Below are 19830 nucleotides of genomic sequence, written 5' to 3' on the forward strand. Positions count from 1 at the left end.
GGCCGTCCGCTCGGCGGTCCGCTCAGCCCAGGTCGGGTCAGCCGTCGTTGCCGCGCCCGCCGCCGTTGCCCCGGCCCTTGTCGCTGTCGCCGCCGCCGATGAAGCCCGGCGGGATGCTGATGTCGGGCCACGGGTTCTCGTCGCCGTGGCGGCCCGGCTTGCGGGGCTTGCGCGGCTTGTCGTCACCGCGTCCGGGCTTGTCCTTCTTCTTCTTCTTGTCCTTGTCCGGGTTGGCGATGTGGACGGTCGTGAACTTGGGAGCCGGCTTGCCCTCCAGGGCGCCGCTCATCGCGTCCTTCCAGATCGGGCCCGGGGTGTCGGCTCCGAACACCTTCTCGTGGTGGACGCCGCCGATGGTGATGTCCACCATCTCGACGTCCTTCTCGCCGGGCCCGCCGACCCACACGGCGCCCGCCAGGTTCGGCGTGTACCCGACGAACCAGGCCGCCTTCCGGTTGTCCGTCGTACCCGTCTTGCCCGCGCTGGCCCGGCTACTCAGTCCCGCCTTCCTGCCGGTGCCGTCCTCGACGACACCGGTGAGCAGGGTGTTGATGGTGTCGGCCGTCTTGGTCGACATGGCCCGCGAGCACGTCGACTCGGGCACCTTGAGCTTCTTGCCGCCCGGACCGGTGATCGAGTCGATGAAGACGGGCGTGCAGTAGACGCCGCGGTTGGCGAAGGTCGCGTACGCGTTGGCCATGGTCAGCGGGGACATGCCCTCACTGCCGAGGGTGAGGGAGGGCACCTGCGGCAGCTTGTCGCCGCTCGCCGGGTGCATGCCCATCTTGGTGGCCAGCTCGGTGACCGGGCAGATGCCGATCTCGCTGATCAGCTGCACGAAGTAGGTGTTGACCGACTTAGCGGTCGCCTCCTGCATCCGGTACGGCCCGACCTCGGTGCGGTTCTCGTTCTCCACGGTCGCGGGCTGCTGCGTGTCGTTGAGCCAGTTGCCCTGACAGGTGGACACCGGGCTCGGGTAGTCCATCCGATACGGCGACGAGTACTCCTGGGTCGGCGACTTGCCCTTCTCCAGCGCGGCGGCGGCCGTGATCGGCTTGAACGTCGAACCCGTGAGGAACCCGTAGTTCGAGCCGCCCATCACGCGGTCGGCCGACAGGTTGATCTGCGTCTCGTTGTCGCCGAAACCGTAGGGCCGCGACTGACCCATCCCGACGACCCGGCCCGTGCCCGGCTCGATCAGGGTGACGGCGGTGGCCACCGAGTCCGTCTGGTAGACGTGGTCGGTGATCGACTTCTGTACGGAGTCCTGAGCCTGCGGGTCGAGCGTCGTACGGATGGTCAGTCCGCCCTGGTTCCAGCGCTTGGCCCGCTCCTTGCTCGACTTGCCGAACACCGGGTCGGTGAGGAACACCTGGCGCACGTAGTCACAGAAGAAGCCGGCTCCCGCGACGGCCGTGATGCAGCCGTTCTTGGGCTCGCTGACCTTCAGGCCCAGCGGCTTCTTGCGGGCCGCCTCGGCCTGCGCCGGAGTGACGTTCTTGACGTCGGCCATCCGCTTGAGCACCATGTTGCGCCGCTTGAGCGCCTCGTCCGGGTCGTTGACCGGGTCGTACCGACTCGGTGACTGGACGAGACCGGCGAGCAACGCGGCCTGCTCCAGGGTGAGGCTCTTGGCGCTCGTGCTGAAGTAGCGCTGGGAGGCGGCCTCCACGCCGTACGCCTGCTGCCCGAAGAACGTGATGTTCAGATAGTTCTGCAGAATGCGCTTCTTGCCCAGTTCCTTCTCTACCTGGATCGCGTACTTCAGTTCCTTGATCTTGCGGCCGACGCTCTGCTCGGTGGCCGCGGCGAACTTGTCCGAGTTGTTCCCGGCTTCCTCGATGAAGACGTTCTTCACGTACTGCTGGGTGAGCGTCGAGGCGCCCTCGGAGACGCCGCCGGACTGCGCGTTCTTGTTGAGCGCGCGCAAGACACCCTTGAGGTCGACCGCGCCGTGCTCGTAGAAGCGCGCGTCCTCGATGGCGACGATCGCCTGCTGCATGTACGGAGAGATGTCCGCCAGGTCCACCACGGTCCGGTCGCGGGAGTAGACCTTCGCGATCTCCTTGCCCTTGACGTCCAGGATGGTGGTCCGCTCGCTGAGCGGCGGCGTCTTCATGTTGGCTGGTATCTCGTCGAAGCCTTCGACGGAGCCCTTGGCCGCGAGGCCGAGCACGCCCGCTGCGGGCAGCGCGAGGCCGGCCAGCACGGCTCCGGCCAACACGCTGACGCCGAGGAACTTCGCGGCCTGCTGGGTCGTGGTCAGACCTCCACCGGAGCGCTTCTTTCCCATGGAAGCAGCCTACGTTCTCATTCGCCGGACAGGCGCCCGCCTGTTCGCATACGCTGTTTCTCGCCAGCCCCAGTCGTACGCTGCCGCAACATCTCCGTTGTCACTCCAGTGAGTGATGAGACCTGTCCGCATTGTCGGTAAGTATCGGTAGATCGCTCCATTTGATGGGGGGAATCTGCACCGCATTGTCGGAAACGGCGTCAATGTCGCCAGCTCACTCCGTTGGGTGATCTGCCGCGTACGCATAGTCCGTTCGGGCCATTCAAGATTGGGCCCGCAGGGGGTGTTGCGCTCTGTCTACCTTCCGTAACGTCCTCAACTGGCGACGGTGCATATGCCGTTTGTCGCCGTGGGGGAGCCTCAATTCGGGAGAGGACGGCGCCAGCATGGGCTGGGTAACCGACTGGAGTGCGCAGGCAGCCTGCCGCACTACCGATCCGGATGAACTTTTCGTACAAGGCGCGGCGCAGAACAGGGCCAAGGCCGTCTGCACCGGTTGCCCGGTGCGCACGGAGTGCCTCGCGGACGCGTTGGACAACCGCGTCGAGTTCGGCGTGTGGGGCGGCATGACCGAGCGGGAGCGGAGGGCGTTGCTACGCCGCCGGCCGACGGTCACCTCCTGGCGCAGACTGCTGGAGACCGCGCGCACGGAGTACGAGCGCGGTGCGGGCATCCTGCCCGTCGGGCTCGACGACGACGAGTACGACCACTACGACACCGACTACGCGGCGGTCGGCTAGCGACCACGCCCGCGTGGGCGCAGCGATTCAGCCGTCGTGCACGTGCGCCCGACGCCGGGTGCCACTGGGCCGACCTCTGCTGCGGCTGCCCGTACGGCCCCGCCGGTCATGGCTCTTCGGCCGCGTCCCGGCACGTGGGGACGTCCCGCGTCACACGCCGACCGTCCCGCGTTCGTCGTCCCTTTCGGACTCCTGCCGTGCCGTCACGTCGTGTCCCCCTGACGCCGCCCGGCCTGACGACCAGCCTCGGAGCGAGGCACGGGCCCGAGCTGATCAGTGGTGGCTGAAAACGAGCACCATATACGGGGCATCGCGGGCGATGGGGTGCTGTTGAAGCCGATGCCTGAACCACCTCACCCGGCGGTTGACTGACGGGGCCCGGCACACGGCCCGGGGCGTCGAGCTCCCAGGTGCCTCCGACCAGCCGCGCTGCGACACGGCCGCGAGCCGTGGCGCCACGGCCCGGCGTACGGAGGATCTCCGTACGCCAGCTCTCCACGCCCAGGTGTCCACGCCTTGACCCACGCCCTGCGGGCTCGGCCTGGCGTCGGCGTACGGGCCGCGCGCACGGACGACTCCGTGGCCGGTCCTCTACTCGTGGTCGACACCTCGGATCGGTGCGCGGGTGCGCACCGGGGCGGCGCGTTCCGGGCCGTTTCCCCCGAGCCCGTGCGCCAGCGACCCGCGTGCCCGGTTCCCACTCGCCAGTCCGACGCGTCGGACCAGCTCACGCGCGCGTGTGTGTAGGCGGGCGCGCCGGCCAGCCCCCACTGGCTGTCAGGTCCGCTGTGTCGCGAGGCGGTCGCCGACGGCACGGAGGCCGGCCAGGTCGTGGACGTCGCCAGGCAGTGCGGCGACCTCGGCGACCGGGACCTCCGGGTGCAGGGCGGTGAAGCGGTCCCGCGTGCGCTGCTCACGTGCGAGAAGCGACATGCGCTCGGCGTGCAGCAGAAGCAGCCCTGCTGCCAGCCGTTCGGCGTCGGCGCTGTCGGGGCCGTCGCTCGGGGCGGGGACGGCCGTGGCGGTCTCGGTCGCGACGGCGATCGCCTCCGGCGAGGTCTCCGGGGGAGTGGCGACCTCGATGTCGGCGTGGGCCGGGTCGGCTTCCGATTCCGCGGCGGGCGCGCTGGATGGGGTCTGCGGTGTGGTGGCGGCGTGCGGCCCCTCGTCGTGGGCCGGGGCGACGGTGGGGTCGGCGCGCTCGGCCGTGTCGTGCGGGTTGCGGGTCGTGGACGGCGGTGAACTGTCTTCCCCTTGCCCGGTCGATCGATCGACAATGCCGCCGACGGGCAGATTTTCCTTTGAGTTGACCGGAACCGCGTCGTCCGGGCCGGCGAGGGGCGCTTCCTGCGCGCGCTCGTCGCCCGTGCCCGCCGCCGTGTCCGCGTGCTCCCGCGCGTCCTGGGTCGCGCCCGCCCGCAGGCTCTCGGCCACCGCCAGCGCCCGCTCGGCCGAGAGCTGGGCAGCGCCGCTGCCGTGCACCCGGTTCAGTACCAGCCCGGCCAGCGGCATCCGCTCGGCGGCCAGCCGCTCGACGAAGTACGCCGCCTCGCGCAGCGCGTCCCGTTCGGGGGCGGCCACCACGAGGAAGGCGGTCCCGGGGGCCTGGAGGAGCTGGTAGGTGGCGTCGGCGCGCGTCCTGAAGCCGCCGAACATGGTGTCCATGGCCGCCGCGAACGTCTGCACATCACGCAGCAGTTGACCGCCGAGAAGCTTGCTCACCGTGCCGGTCATCATCGACATGCCGACATTGAGGAACTTCATGCCCGCCCGGCCACCGACCTTCGCCGGGGCCATCAGCACCTTGATGAACTTCCCGTCCAGGAAGGACCCGAGCCGCTTGGGCGCGTCCAGGAAGTCGAGCGCCGAGCGGCTCGGCGGGGTGTCCACGATGATCAGGTCCCACTCGTCGCGGGCGCGCAGCTGGCCGAGCTTCTCCATGGCCATGTACTCCTGCGTGCCGGCGAACCCGGCCGACAGGGACTGGTAGAAGGGGTTGCGCAGGATCGCGGCGGCGCGTTCGGCGTCCGCGTGCGCCTCGACGAACTCGTCGAAGGTCCGCTTCATGTCCAGCATCATGGCGTGCAGTTCGCCCCCGGCGGAGCCGTCGACACCCGCGACCCGGCGGGGAACGTTGTCGAGCGAGTCGATGCCCATCGACTGCGCCAGCCGGCGGGCCGGGTCGATGGTGAGCACGACGACCTTGCGGCCCCGCTCGGCCGCCCGCACGCCGAGCGCGGCGGCCGTCGTCGTCTTGCCGACGCCGCCCGAGCCGCAACACACCACGATCCGGGTCCGCGTGTCGTCGAGCACCGCGTCGACCGCCAGCCGTGGTGCCTCGTCCATCGTCATGCCGCCTCCTGCCCGTGCGTGCCCAGTCGTCGCGTGCCCCGTCCGCGCGCGCTCGCGTCGTGCGGCGTCGTACGGCCCGTGCTCGCGGCGTGCGCGGGCGTGCGGCGTTCGGGGCCGCGTACGCCGGGCGCCTGGTCGGTGCGTATGGCCTCGTGGGGAGCGCCGTTCGGCCGCGCCGTCGCGCCGCCCGTTGGCGGGCGGGGCGCGTCCGTGGGCCCTGGGGTGCGCGGGCGGGTGTCGTGCGGGGTGGTGTTGGGCGTCGCGCGTCGGTCGGTCACGCCGGCCACTGCTTTCGCAGATCGGACGCGAGCCGGTAGAGCCCGGCCAGGTCGACGCCCTCGGTCAGCATCTCCAACTCATGTGTGGGCAGCGAGAGCTGGGAGAGCTCCGCGCGCTGCACGCGCTCCAGGGCGACCCGTTCCGCGTGCTCGCGGGCCTGCTCGATGAGCGGCTCGATCAACTGCTCGGGCCGCCCGCCGGCGTACGCCGAGCTCAGCCCGGCGCGCGCGAGAACCCGGGTGATGCCCGCGCGCTCCTGGGTGGCGGCGATGTCCACGGCCGCCGCGTCCAGCACCGCCGGCCGCACCATGTTGATCACCACGCCGCCCGTCGGCAGGCCCTCGGCGCGCAGCTCCGCGATGCCGTCCATGGTCTCCTGGACCGGCATCTCCTCCAGCAGCGTCACCAGGTGCACCGCCGTCTCGGGCGACTTGAGCACCCGCATCACGGCCTGCGCCTGGTTGTGTATGGGGCCCATCCGGGCCAGCCCGGCGACCTCGTCGTTGACGTTGAGGAAGCGCGTGATCCGCCCGGTCGGCGGGGCGTCCATGACGACCGAGTCGTACGCGAACCGCCCGTCCCTGCCCTTGCGTCGCACCGCCTCGCACGCCTTGCCAGTCAGCAGCACGTCCCGTAGGCCGGGAGCGACGGTGGTGGCGAAGTCGATGGCGCCGAGCTTCTTGAGGGCGCGTCCCGCGCCGCCCATCTTGTAGAACATCTGGAGGTAGTCGAGCAACGCGAGCTCGGGGTCGATGGCGAGCGCGTACACCTCCCCGCCACCCGGCGCGACGGCGATCTTGCGCTCCTCGTACGGCAGCGTCTCCGTCTCGAAGAGCTGGGCGATGCCCTGCCGGCCCTCCACCTCCACCAACAGCGTGCGCCGACCCTCGGTGGCGAGAGCCAGCGCGAGTGCCGCGGCGACCGTGGTCTTGCCGGTGCCGCCCTTGCCACTAACGACATGGAGCCTGCTCACATCTGTGAGCCTAACCAGTCCCCGTCCGGGCTACGCACGAGGCTCCCGGGGAGAGGCATTACAGTCGGCACCATGACCAAGTGGGAATACGCGACCGTGCCGCTGCTCGTACACGCGACCAAGCAGATTCTGGACACCTGGGGCGAGGACGGCTGGGAGCTCGTCCAGGTCGTTCCCGGCCCCAACAACTCCGAGCAGCTCGTGGCCTACCTGAAGCGCGAGAAGGCCGCGTGAGCGCGGTCGAGCGGCGGATCGCCGACCTGGGGCTGACGCTGCCCGAGGTCGCCGCGCCGCTGGCCGCGTACGTGCCCGCGGTGCGCACGGGGTCGTACGTCTACACCGCGGGTCAGCTCCCGCTGGTCGACGGCAAGCTGTCGGTGACCGGCAAGGTCGGGGCCGAGGTGACGGCGGAGGAGGCCAAGCAGCAGGCCCGCGTCTGCGCGCTCAACGCCCTGGCGGCCGTGAAGTCGCAGGTGGGAGACCTGGACCGGGTGGTACGGGTCGTCAAGGTGGTCGGCTTCGTCGCCTCCGCGACCGACTTCACCGGCCAGCCCGGCGTCATCAACGGCGCGAGCGAGCTGCTCCACGAGGTGCTCGGCGAGGCCGGCGTGCACGCGCGCAGCGCCGTCGGCGTCTCGGTGCTGCCGCTGGACGCGCCGGTCGAGGTCGAGGTGCAGGTCGAGGTCGCGGACGCGTAGCACCACCGGATCTCCGTACGTTGAGCGGGCGCGCGGCCCTCGGGGCGCGCGCCCGCTCGCGTGTCCGCTCGCTGGTACGCGGGCGCGTGGCCGGCGGGCCCGCCAGCGCGAGAGCCGGCTCGGGGCAGCACGCGGGAGCCCGCTCGCGACCCCGCCCGCGCGCCGGCGTGGTGTGATGGCGGGGTGAGTCGCGCCGTGGAAGAGACCAACCGCCGGATGCTGCGGGCGCGGGACGCGATGGACCGTTCGTACGCGCAGCCGCTGGACGTGCCGGCGCTGGCCCGCATCGCCCACGTGTCGCCGGCGCACTTCGCACGGGTCTTCCGGGGCACGTTCGGCGAGACGCCGCACCGCTACCTCCAGCGTCGCCGCGTCGAGCGGGCCATGTTCCTGCTCCGGGAGAGCGAGCGGAGCATCACGGACATCTGCTTCGCCGTCGGCTTCGGCAGTCCGGGCACGTTCAGCCGCACGTTCCGCGACATCGTCGGCCAGACCCCACGGGCGTACCGCAAGCGGGCGACAGCCACCGGCGTCCCCACCTGCTTCACGATGGCCTGGGCCCGACCGAGCGACTGACCCCGCCTCGGACCGGCCCGCCCTGCCCCGGCCCGCCCCGGACCGATCCGCCCGGAGTCTCCCGCCCCGGACCGGGCGACGCGCTGCCGTGCGGGCGGTCCGGGAGTCCGCACCGGTGCCCGCCGTACGTCCCCGGAGCCCGCGCCGCGCGTTCCGGTGATCCGCGTCGTTGCGCGTCGCGCGGAGGGGGCGGGGCCGCTCGCGGAGTGAGCAGTTTTGGATAAGTTTTCGGCCGACTCGCTCAGTACGGTGATGCACATGTTCAACGCCATCACGCAATCGCAGATATACGTTCTCGACCAGGATGAAGCCCTCGACTTCTACGTCGGCAAGCTGGGCCTGGAGGCCGTCGCCGATGTCGACATGGGCTTCATGCGCTGGCTGACCGTCAGCGTCCCCGGCCACCCGGAGCGCCAGATCCTGCTGGAGAAGCCCGGCGCGCCGGCCATGTCCGAGGAGACGGCCGCGCAGGTCCGCGACCTGGTGACCAAGGGGGCGATGGGCGGCTGGCTGATTTTCACCACGGACGACTGCCGTAAGACCTACGAGACGCTGCTGGAGCGGGGCGTCGAGTTCACCGAGGAGCCCACCGAGCGCCCGTACGGGATCGACTGCGGCCTCCGCGACCCCTTCGGCAACCGCGTCCGCTTCACCCAGCCGAAGGCCTGAGGGCCGGCGCCCGCCGGTTCAGCGGTCCGCCGACTCGTCGGCCCGTCGCCGGGCGGTGGGGCGACGACCACCGGGCACGGGCCGCGGGATCGTCGCGGGCCGCGGCTCGTCAGCCACCGTCGGGCCGGGTGCGGTAGCGCGTGCGTGCGCCGGGGCGCGATACGTCTTCCCGGGCGGCGCCCGCCCCGACCGCGTGCGCCGCCCTCCCGCTCACTCGCGCCACGATCCCCCCGTACCCCGCGCTGAACACCACCCCGTCGTGCCCCGCGTGGACGCGCCCCCGGCCCGCCCGCGTGGACGCGCCCCGCGTGCGCCGGTACACCCCAGGCATCCCCGCCCGCCGTGGCGGCGGTCCCGGAAGGAGCCGGCCGGCGGGGTTCGGCGGGGGTTCGCCTCTCGCTCCACCCGGTCGCCCCGCCCGCTGACGCGCGCCGGCGCCCCGGCGCCGAGCTTCATCGCGTCGTCACGACTGCCTCTCGAACATCGGCGGACCAGCGCATAGCATCCGGCCATGTCCACTACGAATGGTCTGGGGTCCGACAGCGCGCGGGCCGTGGCGGCCACCGAGGCCGCCGCCCCACGGGCGGGGTCGGCGCCAACCGGCGAGGCCACGGCCCCGAGCCCCGCACAGTGGTACCCGCCGGAGTGGCCCGACCGCATCCGGGCGCTGGCCAGCGGCGAACTGGAGCCGACTGTTCCGCGCCGGGCGGCGACCGTCCTGCTGCTGCGCGACGCCTCCGACGGGCCCGCGGTCCACATGTTGCGCCGGCGCACCACCATGGCCTTCGCCGGGGGCGCGTACGCCTACCCGGGCGGGTCGGTGGACGCGCGGGACGGGGAGCGCGACACCGGCTGGGCCGGCCCCTCGCGCGCCGTGTGGGCGGCGCGGCTCGGAACCGACGCGCACACGGCACAGGCCATCGTGTGCGCGGCGGTGCGCGAGACGTTCGAGGAGGCCGGCGTGTTGCTGGCCGGGCCCGACGCGGAGACCGTCGTCGCCGACACGACCGGCGACGACTGGGAGGCGGACCGCGCGGCACTGGTCGCCCGCGAGCTGTCCTTCGCCGACTTCCTGGCCCGTCGCTCGCTGGTGCTGCGCTCCGATCTGCTCGGCGGCTGGGCGCGCTGGATCACGCCGGAGTTCGAGCCACGCCGCTACGACACCTGGTTCTTCGTCGCCGCGCTGCCCGCGGGCCAGCGCACCAGGAACGCCTCCACGGAGGCGGACCGCACCGTATGGATCAAGCCACAGGACGCCGCCGCGGGGTACGACCGGGGTGAGCTGCTCATGATGCCGCCGACCATCGCCACACTCCGCGACCTCGCCCCCTACCCGACGGCCGCCGCCGCCCTGGCCGCCGCCGCTGACCAGGACCTGACGCCGATCCTCGCCCGGGCCACGCTGCGCGACGGGGAGATCGAGCTGAGCTGGCCGGGGCACGAGGAGTTCACCCGCCACGTCACCCCCGCCGCCGCCCCGACCGCATCCGCCCCTCCCGCCACCACGGACGGAGTCAGCGCATGAGTGACGCAGCCGCACTTCCCGGCCAGCCACGCGGCGGCGTGATCGGCGGCCCAGCGACCACCAGGGCGCACTGCGTGCTCGCGCCCAACCCGTCGGCGATGACGCTCGACGGCACCAACACCTGGATCGTGGCCGAGCCGGACTCCGACCTCGCCGTCGTCATCGACCCGGGACCACTGCACGAGGGACACCTGGCCGAGGTCGTCGCCACCGTCGAACGGGCCGGCCGCCGGGTCGGCCTGACGCTGCTCACGCACGGCCACGCGGACCATGCCGAGGGCGCGTCCCGGTTCGCCGAACTGACCGGCACCCGCGTGCGCGCCCTCGACCCGGCGCTGCGGCTCGGGGACGAGGGGCTGGCCGGCGGCGATGTCGTCACCACCGGCGGCCTTGAGCTGCGCGTGGTGCCCACGCCCGGCCACACCTCGGACTCGCTCTCCTTCCACCTGCCGGCCGACGGCGTGGTGCTCACCGGCGACACGGTGCTCGGCCGTGGCACGACGATGGTGGCCCACCCGGACGGGCGGCTCGGCGAGTACCTCGACTCGCTGCGCCGCCTGCGCTCGCTGGCGGTCGACGACGGCGTTCACACGGTGCTGCCGGGGCACGGCCCGGTGCTGGCCGACGCGCGGGGCGCGATCGAGTTCTACCTGGCGCACCGGGCCAACCGGCTCGCCCAGGTGGAGACGGCCGTCGAGAACGGCTACCGCACCGCGTCCGACGTCGTCGCGCACGTGTACGCGGACGTCGACCGCTCGCTGTGGCCCGCGGCCGAGCTGTCCGTCCGCGCCCAGCTTGAGTACCTGGGCGAACGTGACCTGATCTGATCCCTCCCCGCCCCCGGGGAGGGGGTGGTGCCACTCGTATCGAGGGCACGCCGCTCTGGCGGGCCCTCGATCGTGGTGAACGCACGCGGGACCGTGGTGGACGTACGCGGCGCGCGGGGGCGCGGCCCCCAGGGCTCGGGGTGCGCGCGCCGGCGCGTGGCGTAGGGCGCGCGTGTGCCGCGCGCGGGGCGGCCCGAACTGCGGGCCGCCCCGTGAACGCGTCAGCGGCTGCGCTTGGCCAGCCGCTCGACGTCGAGCAGGATCACCGCGCGCGCCTCAAGGCGCAGCCAGCCACGGCCGGCGAAGTCGGCGAGTGCCTTGTTGACGGTCTCCCGGGAGGCGCCGACGAGCTGGGCCAGCTCCTCCTGCGTGAGGTCGTGCACGACGTGGATGCCCTCTTCGGACTGCACGCCGAAGCGGCGCGAGAGGTCGAGCAGCGCTCGTGCCACGCGCCCGGGCACATCGGAGAACACCAGGTCGGACATCTGGTCGTTGGTCTTGCGCAGCCGGCGCGCCACCGCGCGCAGCAGCGCCGTGGCCACCTCGGGCCGGGCGTTGAGCCAGGGCTGGAGGTCGCCGTGGCCGAGGCCGAGCAGCTTCACCTCGGTGAGGGCCGTCGCCGTGGCCGTACGGGGGCCGGGGTCGAACAGTGACAGCTCGCCGATCAACTCGCCGGGGCCGAGCACGGCCAGCATGTTCTCGCGGCCGTCGGGAGAGGTGCGGTGCAGCTTCACCTTCCCCTCCGTGACCACGTACAGGCGGTCGCCCGGGTCCCCTTCGTGGAAGAGCGCATCACCCCGCGCGAGGGTGACCTCCCCCATGGAGGCGCGCAGCTCAGCGGCCTGCTCGTCATCGAGCGCCGCGAAGAGCGGGGCGCGCCGCAGAACGTCGTCCACGAGATCTCTCCTTGTCGACATGCACAGGGGACCGTGGTCTCCATGATGCCGGACGGTAAAACAGTGCGATCAATCACAAGTTTGACGCACCGACATCAAGGACCCTACGGCAGGGGTCCGATCGTGCAGTGGTTTTCCAGCGCTCGGGGCGGATGTCGGTGGGTGGCCTTACGCTGGCCGAGTGTCCAATACGCCGGTGAGAGCACAGGGCAAGGGGCCGGGAGGGCCCTCCGACGGAGGCAGGGGGAAGGCGTCCGCATCAGGTGGTTCTGCTGTGAGCGAACGGTCTCGACCGTCTGCCGCGAAAGCCGCCAAGGCCGTGAAACCGGGCAAGCCGGAATCGCGGCTCGCGCTGGTCCGACGGGCGCGGCGGATCAACCGCGAACTGGCCGAGCTCTATCCGTACGCGCATCCGGAACTGGACTTCGCGAACTCGTTCCAGCTCCTGGTGGCCACGGTGCTCTCGGCCCAGACCACCGACCTGCGGGTGAACCAGACGACGCCGGCGCTCTTCCGCGCCTATCCGACTCCCGAGGACATGGCGGCGGCCGACCCCGAGACGCTGGAACAGCTCATCCGCCCCACCGGTTTCTTCCGGGCCAAGGCGAAGTCGTTGCTCGGCCTGTCCGCGGCGCTGCGCGACCGCTTCGACGGTGAGGTGCCGGGCCGGCTCGAGGACCTGGTGACGCTGCCCGGCGTCGGTCGCAAGACGGCCAACGTCGTGTTGGGTAACGCGTTCGACGTGCCAGGCTTGACCGTGGACACTCACTTCGGCCGGCTGGTGCGGCGCTGGAAGTGGACCACGCAGGAGGACCCGGAGAAGGTCGAGGCCGAGGTCGGCGCGCTCTTCCCGAAGAGCGACTGGACGATGCTCTCGCACCGCGTCATCTTCCACGGCCGGCGCATCTGCCACGCACGTAAGCCCGCGTGCGGCGCCTGCCCGATAGCTCCGCTCTGCCCGTCCTACGGCGAGGGCGAGACCGACCCGGAGAAGGCGCGCAAGCTGCTGAAGTACGAGATGGGCGGCCAGCCGGGCCAGCGCCTGAGCCCGCCCACCGACTTCCCGGGCAAGCCGGCCCCGCCGCTGGGGACCGCGTGAGGAGCGGCTGGGACGACGCGGGCGTGGGCGGCGGGGGCGAGGGGCGCAAGCGGTGCGCCGAGCGCCCGCCCGGCCCGCCGGCGCGCCTCGCGGACGCGGCCCGGCACGCCGTGACCCCCGCCCCGGCCGACGCGGATCCGACGAACACTGTCCGCGCCGACGGTTCGCCCACCGCCGCGTACGGCGAGGGCGACGTTCCGAGACGGGCGCCGCTCGACGGGAGCGCCGCCCGCGCCGAAAGGGGCGACGCGCCCGGCGCGCGCCGGGCGCGGGAGGTCACCCATGAGCCGGTCCCGGCCCACGCGGTCGGCGCCGCGCGTGACGATCGCGCGTGGAACGGACCCCCGCGCGAAGGTGCCGCGCGCGACGACTCCCCGCACGCGAGCCCCCCGGGCGACGGAGCCGGACACGACGGGGGCCACGGCGGTGCCGGTCACGAGGGCCCCGCGCTCGACGCCCCCGCCCGTGGCGGGCTGGGTGCTCCCGACGAGCCCGCGCGCGGCGACGGCGCGACGCACGGTGCCCCGGCGCGGGCCGCCGCCGTCGGCACGGTGCGCGCCGGCCGGCCGACCCCCGTCAGCGAGCACGGGCTCCCCGACTGGCTGCTGCCCGTCGCACGCCTGGCGCGCACCATAGAGCCGCGACAGCTCAGCCGCTTCCTGCCGCCGAAGAACGGCTCGGGGCGGCAGTCCGCCGTGCTCGTCCTCTTCGGCGAGGGACGGCCCGCCGGCGAGCGGGTCAACGGCCCGGCCACGGCGCGAGGCCGCGAGCCGGCGTACGCGCCCGAGGCCGGCGGCGGCCGAGAGGTGAGGACGGGCCGGGAGGCCAACGGCGCGCGCGCCGACGACCGGTACCCCGACCTCGGACACGCCGGCGCGGACCCCCGCACACCGACAGCCTCCCGCGCCCCCGAGGGCGCGACGTCGGCCGCGTACCCGCCCCCCGCGCACGGGCCTCAGGCGTACGCCACCCCGCCCGCGAGCTCTGCCGGCCCGGAGATCCTGCTGATGGAACGCGCCAGCACCCTGCGTTCGCACGCGGGGCAACCCTCCTTTCCCGGCGGGGCGCTCGATCCGGAGGACGGCGATCCGGCGGGGGAGGGGCCGTTGCGCGCGGCGCTGCGCGAGGCGGAGGAGGAGACCGGGCTCGACCCCTCGGGCGTACAGCTCTTCGGCGTTCTGCCGCGGCTCTACATTCCGGTCAGCGAGTTCGTCGTGACCCCGGTCCTCGGCTGGTGGCGGCGGCCCAGCCCGGTCGAACCCGTCGATCCGGCCGAGACCGCCCGGGTGTTCACGGTGCCGGTGGCCGCGTTGGCGGACCCGGCCAACCGTGCCGTCGCCGTCCACCCCAGCGGCCACCAGGGGCCCGCGTTCCTCGTGGAGGGCGCGCTGGTCTGGGGGTTCACCGCCGGCGTCATCGACCGCATCCTGCACTTCGCCGGCTGGGAACGGCCGTGGGACAGGGAACGCCACGTGCCGCTCGACTGGCGTGCGTGAGACGGTGACCTTGTGAACGTGCTGGACATCCTGCTCCTGGTCGCCGCGGCGTGGTTCGCCGTCATCGGCTACCGCCAGGGTTTCGTCGTCGGCGTCCTGTCGGTGAGCGGCTTCCTCGGCGGTGGCCTGGTCGCCGTGTACCTGCTGCCGGTCATATGGGACCAGACCACCGACAACGCCGCGCCGGGCTCGTTCGGCGCGATCTCCGCGGTCGTCATCGTGATCGTGTGTGCCAGCATCGGCCAGGCGTGTACCACCCACCTGGGCAACAAGCTGCGCCGGCACATCACCTGGTCACCGGCGCGCGCCATCGACGCCACCGGCGGCGCGCTGGTCAACGTCATGGCGATGCTGCTGGTCGCGTGGCTGATCGGGTCCGCCATCGCCGGCACCTCGCTGCCCACGCTGGGCAAGGAGGTCCGTAACTCCAAGGTCCTCCTCGGCGTGGCCCGGGTGGTGCCCGAAGAGGCCAACACGTGGTTCGCCGACTTCAGTTCCGTGCTCGCGGAGAACCGTTTTCCGCAGGTGTTCTCGCCGTTCGCGGAAGAGCCGATCCCCGCTGTGCCGGCCCCCGACCCCAAGCTCGCGACCAGCCCCGTGGTCGACCGCGCGCGGCAGAGCATCGTCAAGGTCGTCGGCACCGCGTCGAGCTGCGGCAAGGTCCTGGAGGGCACGGGCTTCGTCTACGCGCCGCACCGCGTGATGACCAACGCCCATGTCGTCGGCGGCGTCAACGAGCCCACCGTGCAGGTCGGCGGCGAGGGCAAGCTGTACGACGCGGAGGTCGTGCTCTACGACTGGAAGCGCGACATCGCCGTGCTGGACGTCCCCGCGCTCCAGGCTCCCGCCCTCCAGTTCGCCCAGGGCGACGCGGGAAACGGCGACGGCGCGATCGTGGCCGGCTTCCCGGAGAACGGCGACTTCAACGTGCAGGCGGCCCGGGTGCGGGGACGCATCCAGGCCGACGGCCCGGACATCTACCACCGTGGCACCGTCCACCGTGACGTGTACTCCCTCTACACCACCGTCCGTCAGGGCAACTCGGGCGGCCCGCTGCTGACCCCCGAGGGCCATGTCTACGGCGTCGTCTTCGCCCGCTCCCTCGACGACGCGAACACCGGTTACGCGTTGACCGCCAGCGAGGTCCAGCAGAACATCAGCGAAGGCCGCACGGCCGACGAGCGGGTCAACACCCAGGGCTGCGCGATGTGAGACGGGCGCCAGGCACCCACCCGGCCCCGCGCCCCTCCACCGCGCACCGTGCCCCCTCCCGCCTCGCCCCGGCTCTCGCGGGCCCCGACCAGGCACGTCGCGATGCGCCCCAAGGCCCTGTAACCCCGCCCGTACGCCCCCGCGCGCGGTGGGTCGCCCGCGCGACCGAGGTGCGCGGAGCTACCCCACCCCCGCCCTCGGGAGACGCGCCCGGCGTGTAGCCCGGCCTGAGACGGCGCGGGCGTACGCCGCCGCGCACTGGCGGCACGTACACCGCCCCACACCGGCAGGAGGCGGCGGGACGGCGGAAGCCGCGCGGCGGGTGGCCAGGGGAGCGGAAGCGCACGGTGCGCGCCGGCGGTCGGAGCGCTCCGCGAGTGCGCCCCCCGGGGCAACGCCGTGCCGCCGTGGGGCGTGTCGTGCCGTCACGGGCGGCCTGGGCCTGGCGGAAGGCCACCGGGCCCGGTCGCACCGGAAGACCGGGAGGTCCGAGCACGGCATGGGGCGGCCGGGCCGCGTACGTCGCCGTGAGTGCCGCTACCGCCCTGGGGCGATCGGGCACCCGGAAGCGCGCGGAGTACCGGAATGTCGCGTGGGGGAGTCCGTCGCGCGTGGTGGTGGCCCGGTCGCCGGGGCGCTAGCGGTTGCGCGGATGGCGCAGCCGCGCCGACACCCAGCGGGCGCGGCGGCGGATGATGCGGGGAATGCCGATACGGGGATCATGGCCCGGGACCTGCCCGGAGCCGCCCCGCTCGGAGACGGTCAGCGCGGCGTCGGGGCCGCGTTCGTTCGCTGCGTCACGGTAGTCGTGCGTCCAGCCCATACTTCGAACCCTGCCCCTGCCCCAAGGTCGGTAATCACCTGTGGGTCCGTCAATTGGCCTATGCGTAAGGCAAGCGGAAGCCCCGGCGCACAGGGCTGGATCGCCTCGACGAGCCGCCGGACCCGCCCGGGTACCGGGGCCTGTCCGCACAGGTGGGCCGGCGGTCACGGACGAGCGCCAGCCGGCGCTGATCACCGGGTACGTTTCCGAGGGCGGGCAGGGCAACGCTATCCGGTGGCGCCTCGCGACGGTGGGCTTCACCTCGACCGCCCCGAACCGCCGGGGAGCGCGCGACGGATTCCCCCGGGCGCCGGCGTACGGAGTGCGGGGCCCGCCGTGCAGTGCGCCGGCACGCGCGGGCGCCGTGTACGAGGAGGGGCGCTCGTACGCACCATCGCGTACCCACTCTCGCCGGTCACCGGTCGGGCTCGGGGTCCCGCAGCCAGTTGATCAGTTCCGTGGAGAACGCCATCGGGTCCTCCTCGGGCGGGAAGTGGCCCAGTCCGTCGAAGAGCCGCCAGCGGTAGGGCGCCTCGACGTACTCACCGGAGCCCGCGGCGCTCCGGACCCGGGTCACCGGATCGAGCGAGCCGTGCAGGTGCAACGTGGGCACGCGGACCGGGCGCTTCATCCGGCGGTAGAACTGCACGCCGTCCGGCCGGGCGAGGGAGCGGACCAGCCACCGGTACGGCTCGACGGAGCAGTGCGCGGTGGAGGGGATGCGCATGGCCTGCCGGTAGACGTCGACGGCCGCCTCGTCGGGCAGCCGTGGCCCCGACCAGTCGCTGACGAGCCGTCCGACCAGCGCGGCGTCGTCCGCGACGAGCTGCCGCTCGGGCAACCACGGGCTCTGGAAGGCCCACACGTGGCCGCTGGCCCGGCTCTGTCTGAGGTCCGTGAGCATGGCCGAGCGCCAGCGGCGCGGATGCGGCATCGAGCACACGGCCAGCCGGCGCACCAGCTTGGGCCGCATCACCGCGGCCGTCCACGCCAGGTATCCGCCCAGGTCGTGGCCGACCAGCGCGGCGTCCGGCTCGCCCAGGGAGCGGATCACGCCCGTGACGTCGAGCGCGAGGTTGGCCGGGTCGTAGCCACGGGGCGTACGGTCGCTGCCACCGACCCCGCGCAGGTCCATGGCCACCGCGCGGAACCCCGCCTCGGCCAGGCGCGGCAACTGGTGCCGCCAGGCCCACCAGAACTGCGGGAAGCCGTGCAGCAGCAGGACCAGCGGCCCCTCGCCCATTTCGGCGATGTGGAACCTGGCGCCGTTGGCCGCGACGTCCCGGTGTGTCCACGGGCCGTCGGGTCGTACGACGGACGCGAGCCGAGCGGGGGGTTCCGGAGCCGTCATGCAGTCGAGCGTGTCACAACGTGGGCACCGGAGGGGACGACCTCGCCGGGCGCGCGGGGGTGGGGCTTGACGTTACCCAGCACGGCCGCGGTCTCCTTGGCCGAAGCGATGGACTTCTGCGGCGGCTTGACCTTCTTGAACTTCGCCAGCGCCATCAGGCCGAGCACGATCGCCAACAGCCAGTACAGGCCACCCACGATCAGGAAGCACCAGGCCAGGCCGAGATCCGTCCAGGCGTGGAACCCGTACGCCAGGGCGAAGCTGAGCACCGGCAGCGAGAAGAGCAGCAGGATACCGGCCACGATGCCCGCGGTGCTGCCCATCACGACGCGCTTGACGTCCTGCCGCAGTTCGGCCTTGGCCAGCGCGATCTCGTCGTGCACCAACGCGGACAGTTCACTGGTGGCTGTGGACACCAGTTGCCCGAGGCTGCGGTTACCGCCCTCGTCGGCTGCGCTCATCGCCTGTCTCCCTCGTTCCTCAATGTGCTGGCCCGCCGGGGCCGCGTACGGACGTGCTACGGAGCTTCTACCGGCCTGGCGCGGATCTGAAGCCTCTTAGATCATGCCGGACCGTCGCCTTCGGTGCTCTGCGATGCCCCGGCGGCCTCCGCCAGTCTGCGGTGCTCGGCGGCCTTCTTCTCGTGGATCGCCGCCATACGGAGGTGGTATTCGGGCTGATCCAGCTCGTAGATGTCCGGAACACCGTCCTGATCCTCATCGAGTTCTTCCGCGTCGTACAACTTCTTGTACTTGTTGTTTCGCAGCTTGAGCAGCACGCTGGCGCAGACCGCGGCCAGCACCGAGCCGATCAGCACCGCCGCCTTCACCTCGTCGGCCAGCAACGGGTCCTCGGGGAAGGCCAACTCGCCGATGAGCAGCGAGACGGTGAATCCGATGCCCGCGAGCGAGGCGACGGCCAGCACGTCCGCCCAGGCCAGGTCGTCGTTGAGCTCCGCCTTGGTGAACCGCGCGGCCAGCCACGAGCCACCGAAGACCCCTATCGCCTTGCCGAGCAGCAGGCCGAGCACCACGCCCAGCGTCTCGGGCTTGGTGAACACGTCGGCCACCGCGTTGCCCGAGATGGACACCCCGGCCGCGAACAGCGCGAACAGCGGCACCGCGAGCCCCGCCGACACCGGTCGTACCAGGTGCTCGATGCGCTCGCCGGGCGAGTGCCGCTCGCCCTCGCGCACGGTGCACCGCAGCATCAGCCCCATGGCCACACCGGCGACCGTGGCGTGGACGCCGCTGGCGTGCATGAGCGCCCAGATCACCACGGCCAGCGGCACGTAGACGTACCAGCCGCGCACGCCCAGGCGCAGCAGTGTCCAGAAGGCGGCGAGGCCGACGAAGGACAGCACGAGCGCGACCACGTTGATGTCGGTCGTGAAGAAGATCGCGATGATCAGGATGGCGAACAGGTCGTCGACGACCGCGAGGGTCAGCAGGAACGCGCGCAGCGCGGCCGGCAGCGCGGTCCCGATGACCGCGAGTACGGCCAGGGCGAACGCGATGTCCGTCGCGGTCGGTACCGCCCAGCCGTCCAGGCTGCCGCCGCCGCTGAGGGAGACCACGGTGTAGACGAGCGCGGGCACCGCCATGCCGCACACGGCGGCGATCACCGGCAGCGCGGCGGCCTTCGGGTCGCGCAGCTCGCCCGCCACCAGTTCGCGCTTGAGCTCGATGCCGGCGACGAAGAAGAAGATGGTGAGCAGGCCGTCCTGGGCCCAGGCGCCGACGCTCAGGTGCAGGTGGAGTGATTCCGGCCCGAAGGAGAAGTCCCGGACGTCGTTGTACGTGTCGCCGAGCGGGGTGTTGGTCAGCAGCAGGGCCGCGACTGCGGCGACGAGCAGCAGGACGCCGCCCACCGTCTCGGTGCGGAGCGCTTCCGCGACGTAGTTCCGCTCGGGAAGGGACAGTCGTCCAAGGAACTTGTGGTTACTGGGCGCGGCCACGACGGGCTGACCTCCAAGGGCGGGACGGCTGCGGATACACCTGTGGTGTATGCCGACCAGACTT

At 72.4% G+C, this 19830-nt stretch carries 18 protein-coding genes and 2 pseudogenes; 11 read left to right on the forward strand and 9 right to left on the reverse strand.

All coding sequences use genetic code 11. The features are described from left to right. Nucleotides 1-37 precede the first annotated feature (37 nt). Complete coding sequence (locus ACFVFR_RS25330; RefSeq protein ID WP_383705615.1) at nucleotides 38-2293, reverse strand: transglycosylase domain-containing protein; 2256 nt, start codon at nucleotides 2291-2293, stop codon at nucleotides 38-40. 386 nt (nucleotides 2294-2679) lie between these two features. Here ACFVFR_RS25330 and ACFVFR_RS25335 point away from each other — a divergent pair, with 386 nt between their 5' ends. Next, entirely contained in the window at nucleotides 2680-3033 is a 354-nt protein-coding gene (locus tag ACFVFR_RS25335) for a WhiB family transcriptional regulator (RefSeq protein WP_383705617.1), read from the forward strand. Nucleotides 3034-3810: 777 nt separating this feature from the next. Here the strand turns inward: ACFVFR_RS25335 and ACFVFR_RS25340 are convergent. The 3 genes from ACFVFR_RS25340 to ACFVFR_RS25350 are packed head-to-tail and all read right to left on the reverse strand — an operon-like array spanning nucleotide 3811 to nucleotide 6637. Further along, a complete protein-coding gene (locus tag ACFVFR_RS25340; RefSeq protein WP_383705619.1) occupies nucleotides 3811-5385 on the reverse strand; it encodes an ArsA-related P-loop ATPase in 1575 nt (524 codons plus the stop codon). Beyond that, the gene (locus tag ACFVFR_RS25345; RefSeq protein ID WP_383705622.1) at nucleotides 5382-5663 is read right to left on the reverse strand and encodes a hypothetical protein; all 282 of its coding nucleotides are present in this window, start codon (nucleotides 5661-5663) and stop codon (nucleotides 5382-5384) included. Before ACFVFR_RS25345 ends, ACFVFR_RS25340 begins: the two co-directional genes overlap by 4 nt. Next, nucleotides 5660-6637 carry an ArsA family ATPase gene (locus ACFVFR_RS25350; protein ID WP_383705624.1) on the reverse strand — a complete coding sequence of 326 codons (978 nt, stop codon included), beginning with the start codon at nucleotides 6635-6637 and terminating at the stop codon, nucleotides 5660-5662. Before ACFVFR_RS25350 ends, ACFVFR_RS25345 begins: the two co-directional genes overlap by 4 nt. A gap of 72 nt (nucleotides 6638-6709) precedes the next feature. Between ACFVFR_RS25350 and ACFVFR_RS25355 the strand changes: the two genes are divergently transcribed. From ACFVFR_RS25355 to ACFVFR_RS25380, 6 genes are all read left to right on the forward strand, one after another. After that, entirely contained in the window at nucleotides 6710-6871 is a 162-nt protein-coding gene (locus tag ACFVFR_RS25355; RefSeq protein WP_383705626.1) for a DUF4177 domain-containing protein, read from the forward strand. Beyond that, nucleotides 6868-7335: a RidA family protein gene (locus ACFVFR_RS25360; protein WP_383705628.1), complete on the forward strand. Its 468-nt coding sequence runs from the start codon at nucleotides 6868-6870 to the stop codon at nucleotides 7333-7335. Before ACFVFR_RS25355 ends, ACFVFR_RS25360 begins: the two co-directional genes overlap by 4 nt. A gap of 216 nt (nucleotides 7336-7551) precedes the next feature. After that, nucleotides 7552-7911: a helix-turn-helix domain-containing protein gene (locus ACFVFR_RS25365; RefSeq protein ID WP_383705702.1), complete on the forward strand. Its 360-nt coding sequence runs from the start codon at nucleotides 7552-7554 to the stop codon at nucleotides 7909-7911. 258 nt (nucleotides 7912-8169) lie between these two features. Continuing rightward, nucleotides 8170-8580, forward strand: coding sequence for a VOC family protein (locus ACFVFR_RS25370; protein WP_383705630.1), 411 nt, complete (start codon nucleotides 8170-8172; stop codon nucleotides 8578-8580). Between the two features lie 511 nt (nucleotides 8581-9091). Then, nucleotides 9092-10105, forward strand: a complete 1014-nt coding sequence (locus tag ACFVFR_RS25375; protein WP_383705633.1) for an NUDIX hydrolase — start codon at nucleotides 9092-9094, stop codon at nucleotides 10103-10105. Beyond that, complete coding sequence (locus tag ACFVFR_RS25380; protein ID WP_383705635.1) at nucleotides 10102-10932, forward strand: MBL fold metallo-hydrolase; 831 nt, start codon at nucleotides 10102-10104, stop codon at nucleotides 10930-10932. Before ACFVFR_RS25375 ends, ACFVFR_RS25380 begins: the two co-directional genes overlap by 4 nt. A gap of 221 nt (nucleotides 10933-11153) precedes the next feature. On the opposite strand, the gene ACFVFR_RS25385 is transcribed toward ACFVFR_RS25380, so the two are convergent. Then, the gene (locus tag ACFVFR_RS25385; protein ID WP_003981529.1) at nucleotides 11154-11828 is read right to left on the reverse strand and encodes a Crp/Fnr family transcriptional regulator; all 675 of its coding nucleotides are present in this window, start codon (nucleotides 11826-11828) and stop codon (nucleotides 11154-11156) included. Between the two features lie 274 nt (nucleotides 11829-12102). On the opposite strand from ACFVFR_RS25385, the gene nth reads away from it, so the two are divergent. From nth to ACFVFR_RS25405, 4 genes and pseudogenes are all read left to right on the forward strand, one after another. Then, nucleotides 12103-12927, forward strand: a complete 825-nt coding sequence (gene nth / locus ACFVFR_RS25390) for an endonuclease III (protein WP_383705638.1) — start codon at nucleotides 12103-12105, stop codon at nucleotides 12925-12927. A 551-nt stretch (nucleotides 12928-13478) separates the two neighbouring features. Next, nucleotides 13479-13646 (forward strand): annotated as a pseudogene (locus ACFVFR_RS25395) (coenzyme A pyrophosphatase); the annotation flags it as partial. Between the two features lie 264 nt (nucleotides 13647-13910). After that, nucleotides 13911-14423, forward strand: a pseudogene (locus ACFVFR_RS25400) (NUDIX hydrolase); the annotation flags it as partial. Nucleotides 14424-14435: 12 nt separating this feature from the next. Further along, nucleotides 14436-15635 carry a MarP family serine protease gene (locus ACFVFR_RS25405; RefSeq protein WP_383705640.1) on the forward strand — a complete coding sequence of 400 codons (1200 nt, stop codon included), beginning with the start codon at nucleotides 14436-14438 and terminating at the stop codon, nucleotides 15633-15635. A 637-nt stretch (nucleotides 15636-16272) separates the two neighbouring features. Here the strand turns inward: ACFVFR_RS25405 and ACFVFR_RS25410 are convergent. The 4 genes from ACFVFR_RS25410 to nhaA all read right to left on the reverse strand — a co-directional run bounded on the left by ACFVFR_RS25410 (nucleotide 16273) and on the right by nhaA (nucleotide 19766). Further along, entirely contained in the window at nucleotides 16273-16458 is a 186-nt protein-coding gene (locus tag ACFVFR_RS25410) for a hypothetical protein (protein WP_383705642.1), read from the reverse strand. 415 nt (nucleotides 16459-16873) lie between these two features. Next, nucleotides 16874-17809 (reverse strand): alpha/beta fold hydrolase, encoded by a 936-nt coding sequence (locus ACFVFR_RS25415; protein ID WP_383705644.1) that lies wholly within the window; start codon nucleotides 17807-17809, stop codon nucleotides 16874-16876. Further along, nucleotides 17806-18270, reverse strand: coding sequence for a phage holin family protein (locus tag ACFVFR_RS25420; RefSeq protein ID WP_383705646.1), 465 nt, complete (start codon nucleotides 18268-18270; stop codon nucleotides 17806-17808). Before ACFVFR_RS25420 ends, ACFVFR_RS25415 begins: the two co-directional genes overlap by 4 nt. A 101-nt stretch (nucleotides 18271-18371) precedes the next feature. Continuing rightward, nucleotides 18372-19766 (reverse strand): Na+/H+ antiporter NhaA, encoded by a 1395-nt coding sequence (nhaA, locus tag ACFVFR_RS25425; RefSeq protein WP_383705649.1) that lies wholly within the window; start codon nucleotides 19764-19766, stop codon nucleotides 18372-18374. Between the last annotated feature and the right edge of the window lie 64 nt (nucleotides 19767-19830).

The organism is Streptomyces sp. NPDC057702, assembly GCF_042799315.1.
Lineage (GTDB): Bacteria > Actinomycetota > Actinomycetes > Streptomycetales > Streptomycetaceae > Streptomyces.

What these genes read in the sequence shown, in the direction of transcription:
- ACFVFR_RS25330 (WP_383705615.1), bottom strand. Translation starts at nt 2,293, where the DNA reads ATGGGAAAGAAGCGCTCCGGTGGAGGTCTGACCACGACCCAGCAGGCC.
- ACFVFR_RS25335 (WP_383705617.1), top strand. Translation starts at nt 2,680, where the DNA reads ATGGGCTGGGTAACCGACTGGAGTGCGCAGGCAGCCTGCCGCACTACC.
- ACFVFR_RS25340 (WP_383705619.1), bottom strand. Translation starts at nt 5,385, where the DNA reads ATGACGATGGACGAGGCACCACGGCTGGCGGTCGACGCGGTGCTCGAC.
- ACFVFR_RS25355 (WP_383705626.1), top strand. Translation starts at nt 6,710, where the DNA reads ATGACCAAGTGGGAATACGCGACCGTGCCGCTGCTCGTACACGCGACC.
- ACFVFR_RS25365 (WP_383705702.1), top strand. Translation starts at nt 7,552, where the DNA reads ATGCTGCGGGCGCGGGACGCGATGGACCGTTCGTACGCGCAGCCGCTG.
- ACFVFR_RS25370 (WP_383705630.1), top strand. Translation starts at nt 8,170, where the DNA reads ATGTTCAACGCCATCACGCAATCGCAGATATACGTTCTCGACCAGGAT.
- ACFVFR_RS25375 (WP_383705633.1), top strand. Translation starts at nt 9,092, where the DNA reads ATGTCCACTACGAATGGTCTGGGGTCCGACAGCGCGCGGGCCGTGGCG.
- ACFVFR_RS25380 (WP_383705635.1), top strand. Translation starts at nt 10,102, where the DNA reads ATGAGTGACGCAGCCGCACTTCCCGGCCAGCCACGCGGCGGCGTGATC.
- ACFVFR_RS25410 (WP_383705642.1), bottom strand. Translation starts at nt 16,458, where the DNA reads ATGGGCTGGACGCACGACTACCGTGACGCAGCGAACGAACGCGGCCCC.
- ACFVFR_RS25415 (WP_383705644.1), bottom strand. Translation starts at nt 17,809, where the DNA reads ATGACGGCTCCGGAACCCCCCGCTCGGCTCGCGTCCGTCGTACGACCC.
- ACFVFR_RS25420 (WP_383705646.1), bottom strand. Translation starts at nt 18,270, where the DNA reads ATGAGCGCAGCCGACGAGGGCGGTAACCGCAGCCTCGGGCAACTGGTG.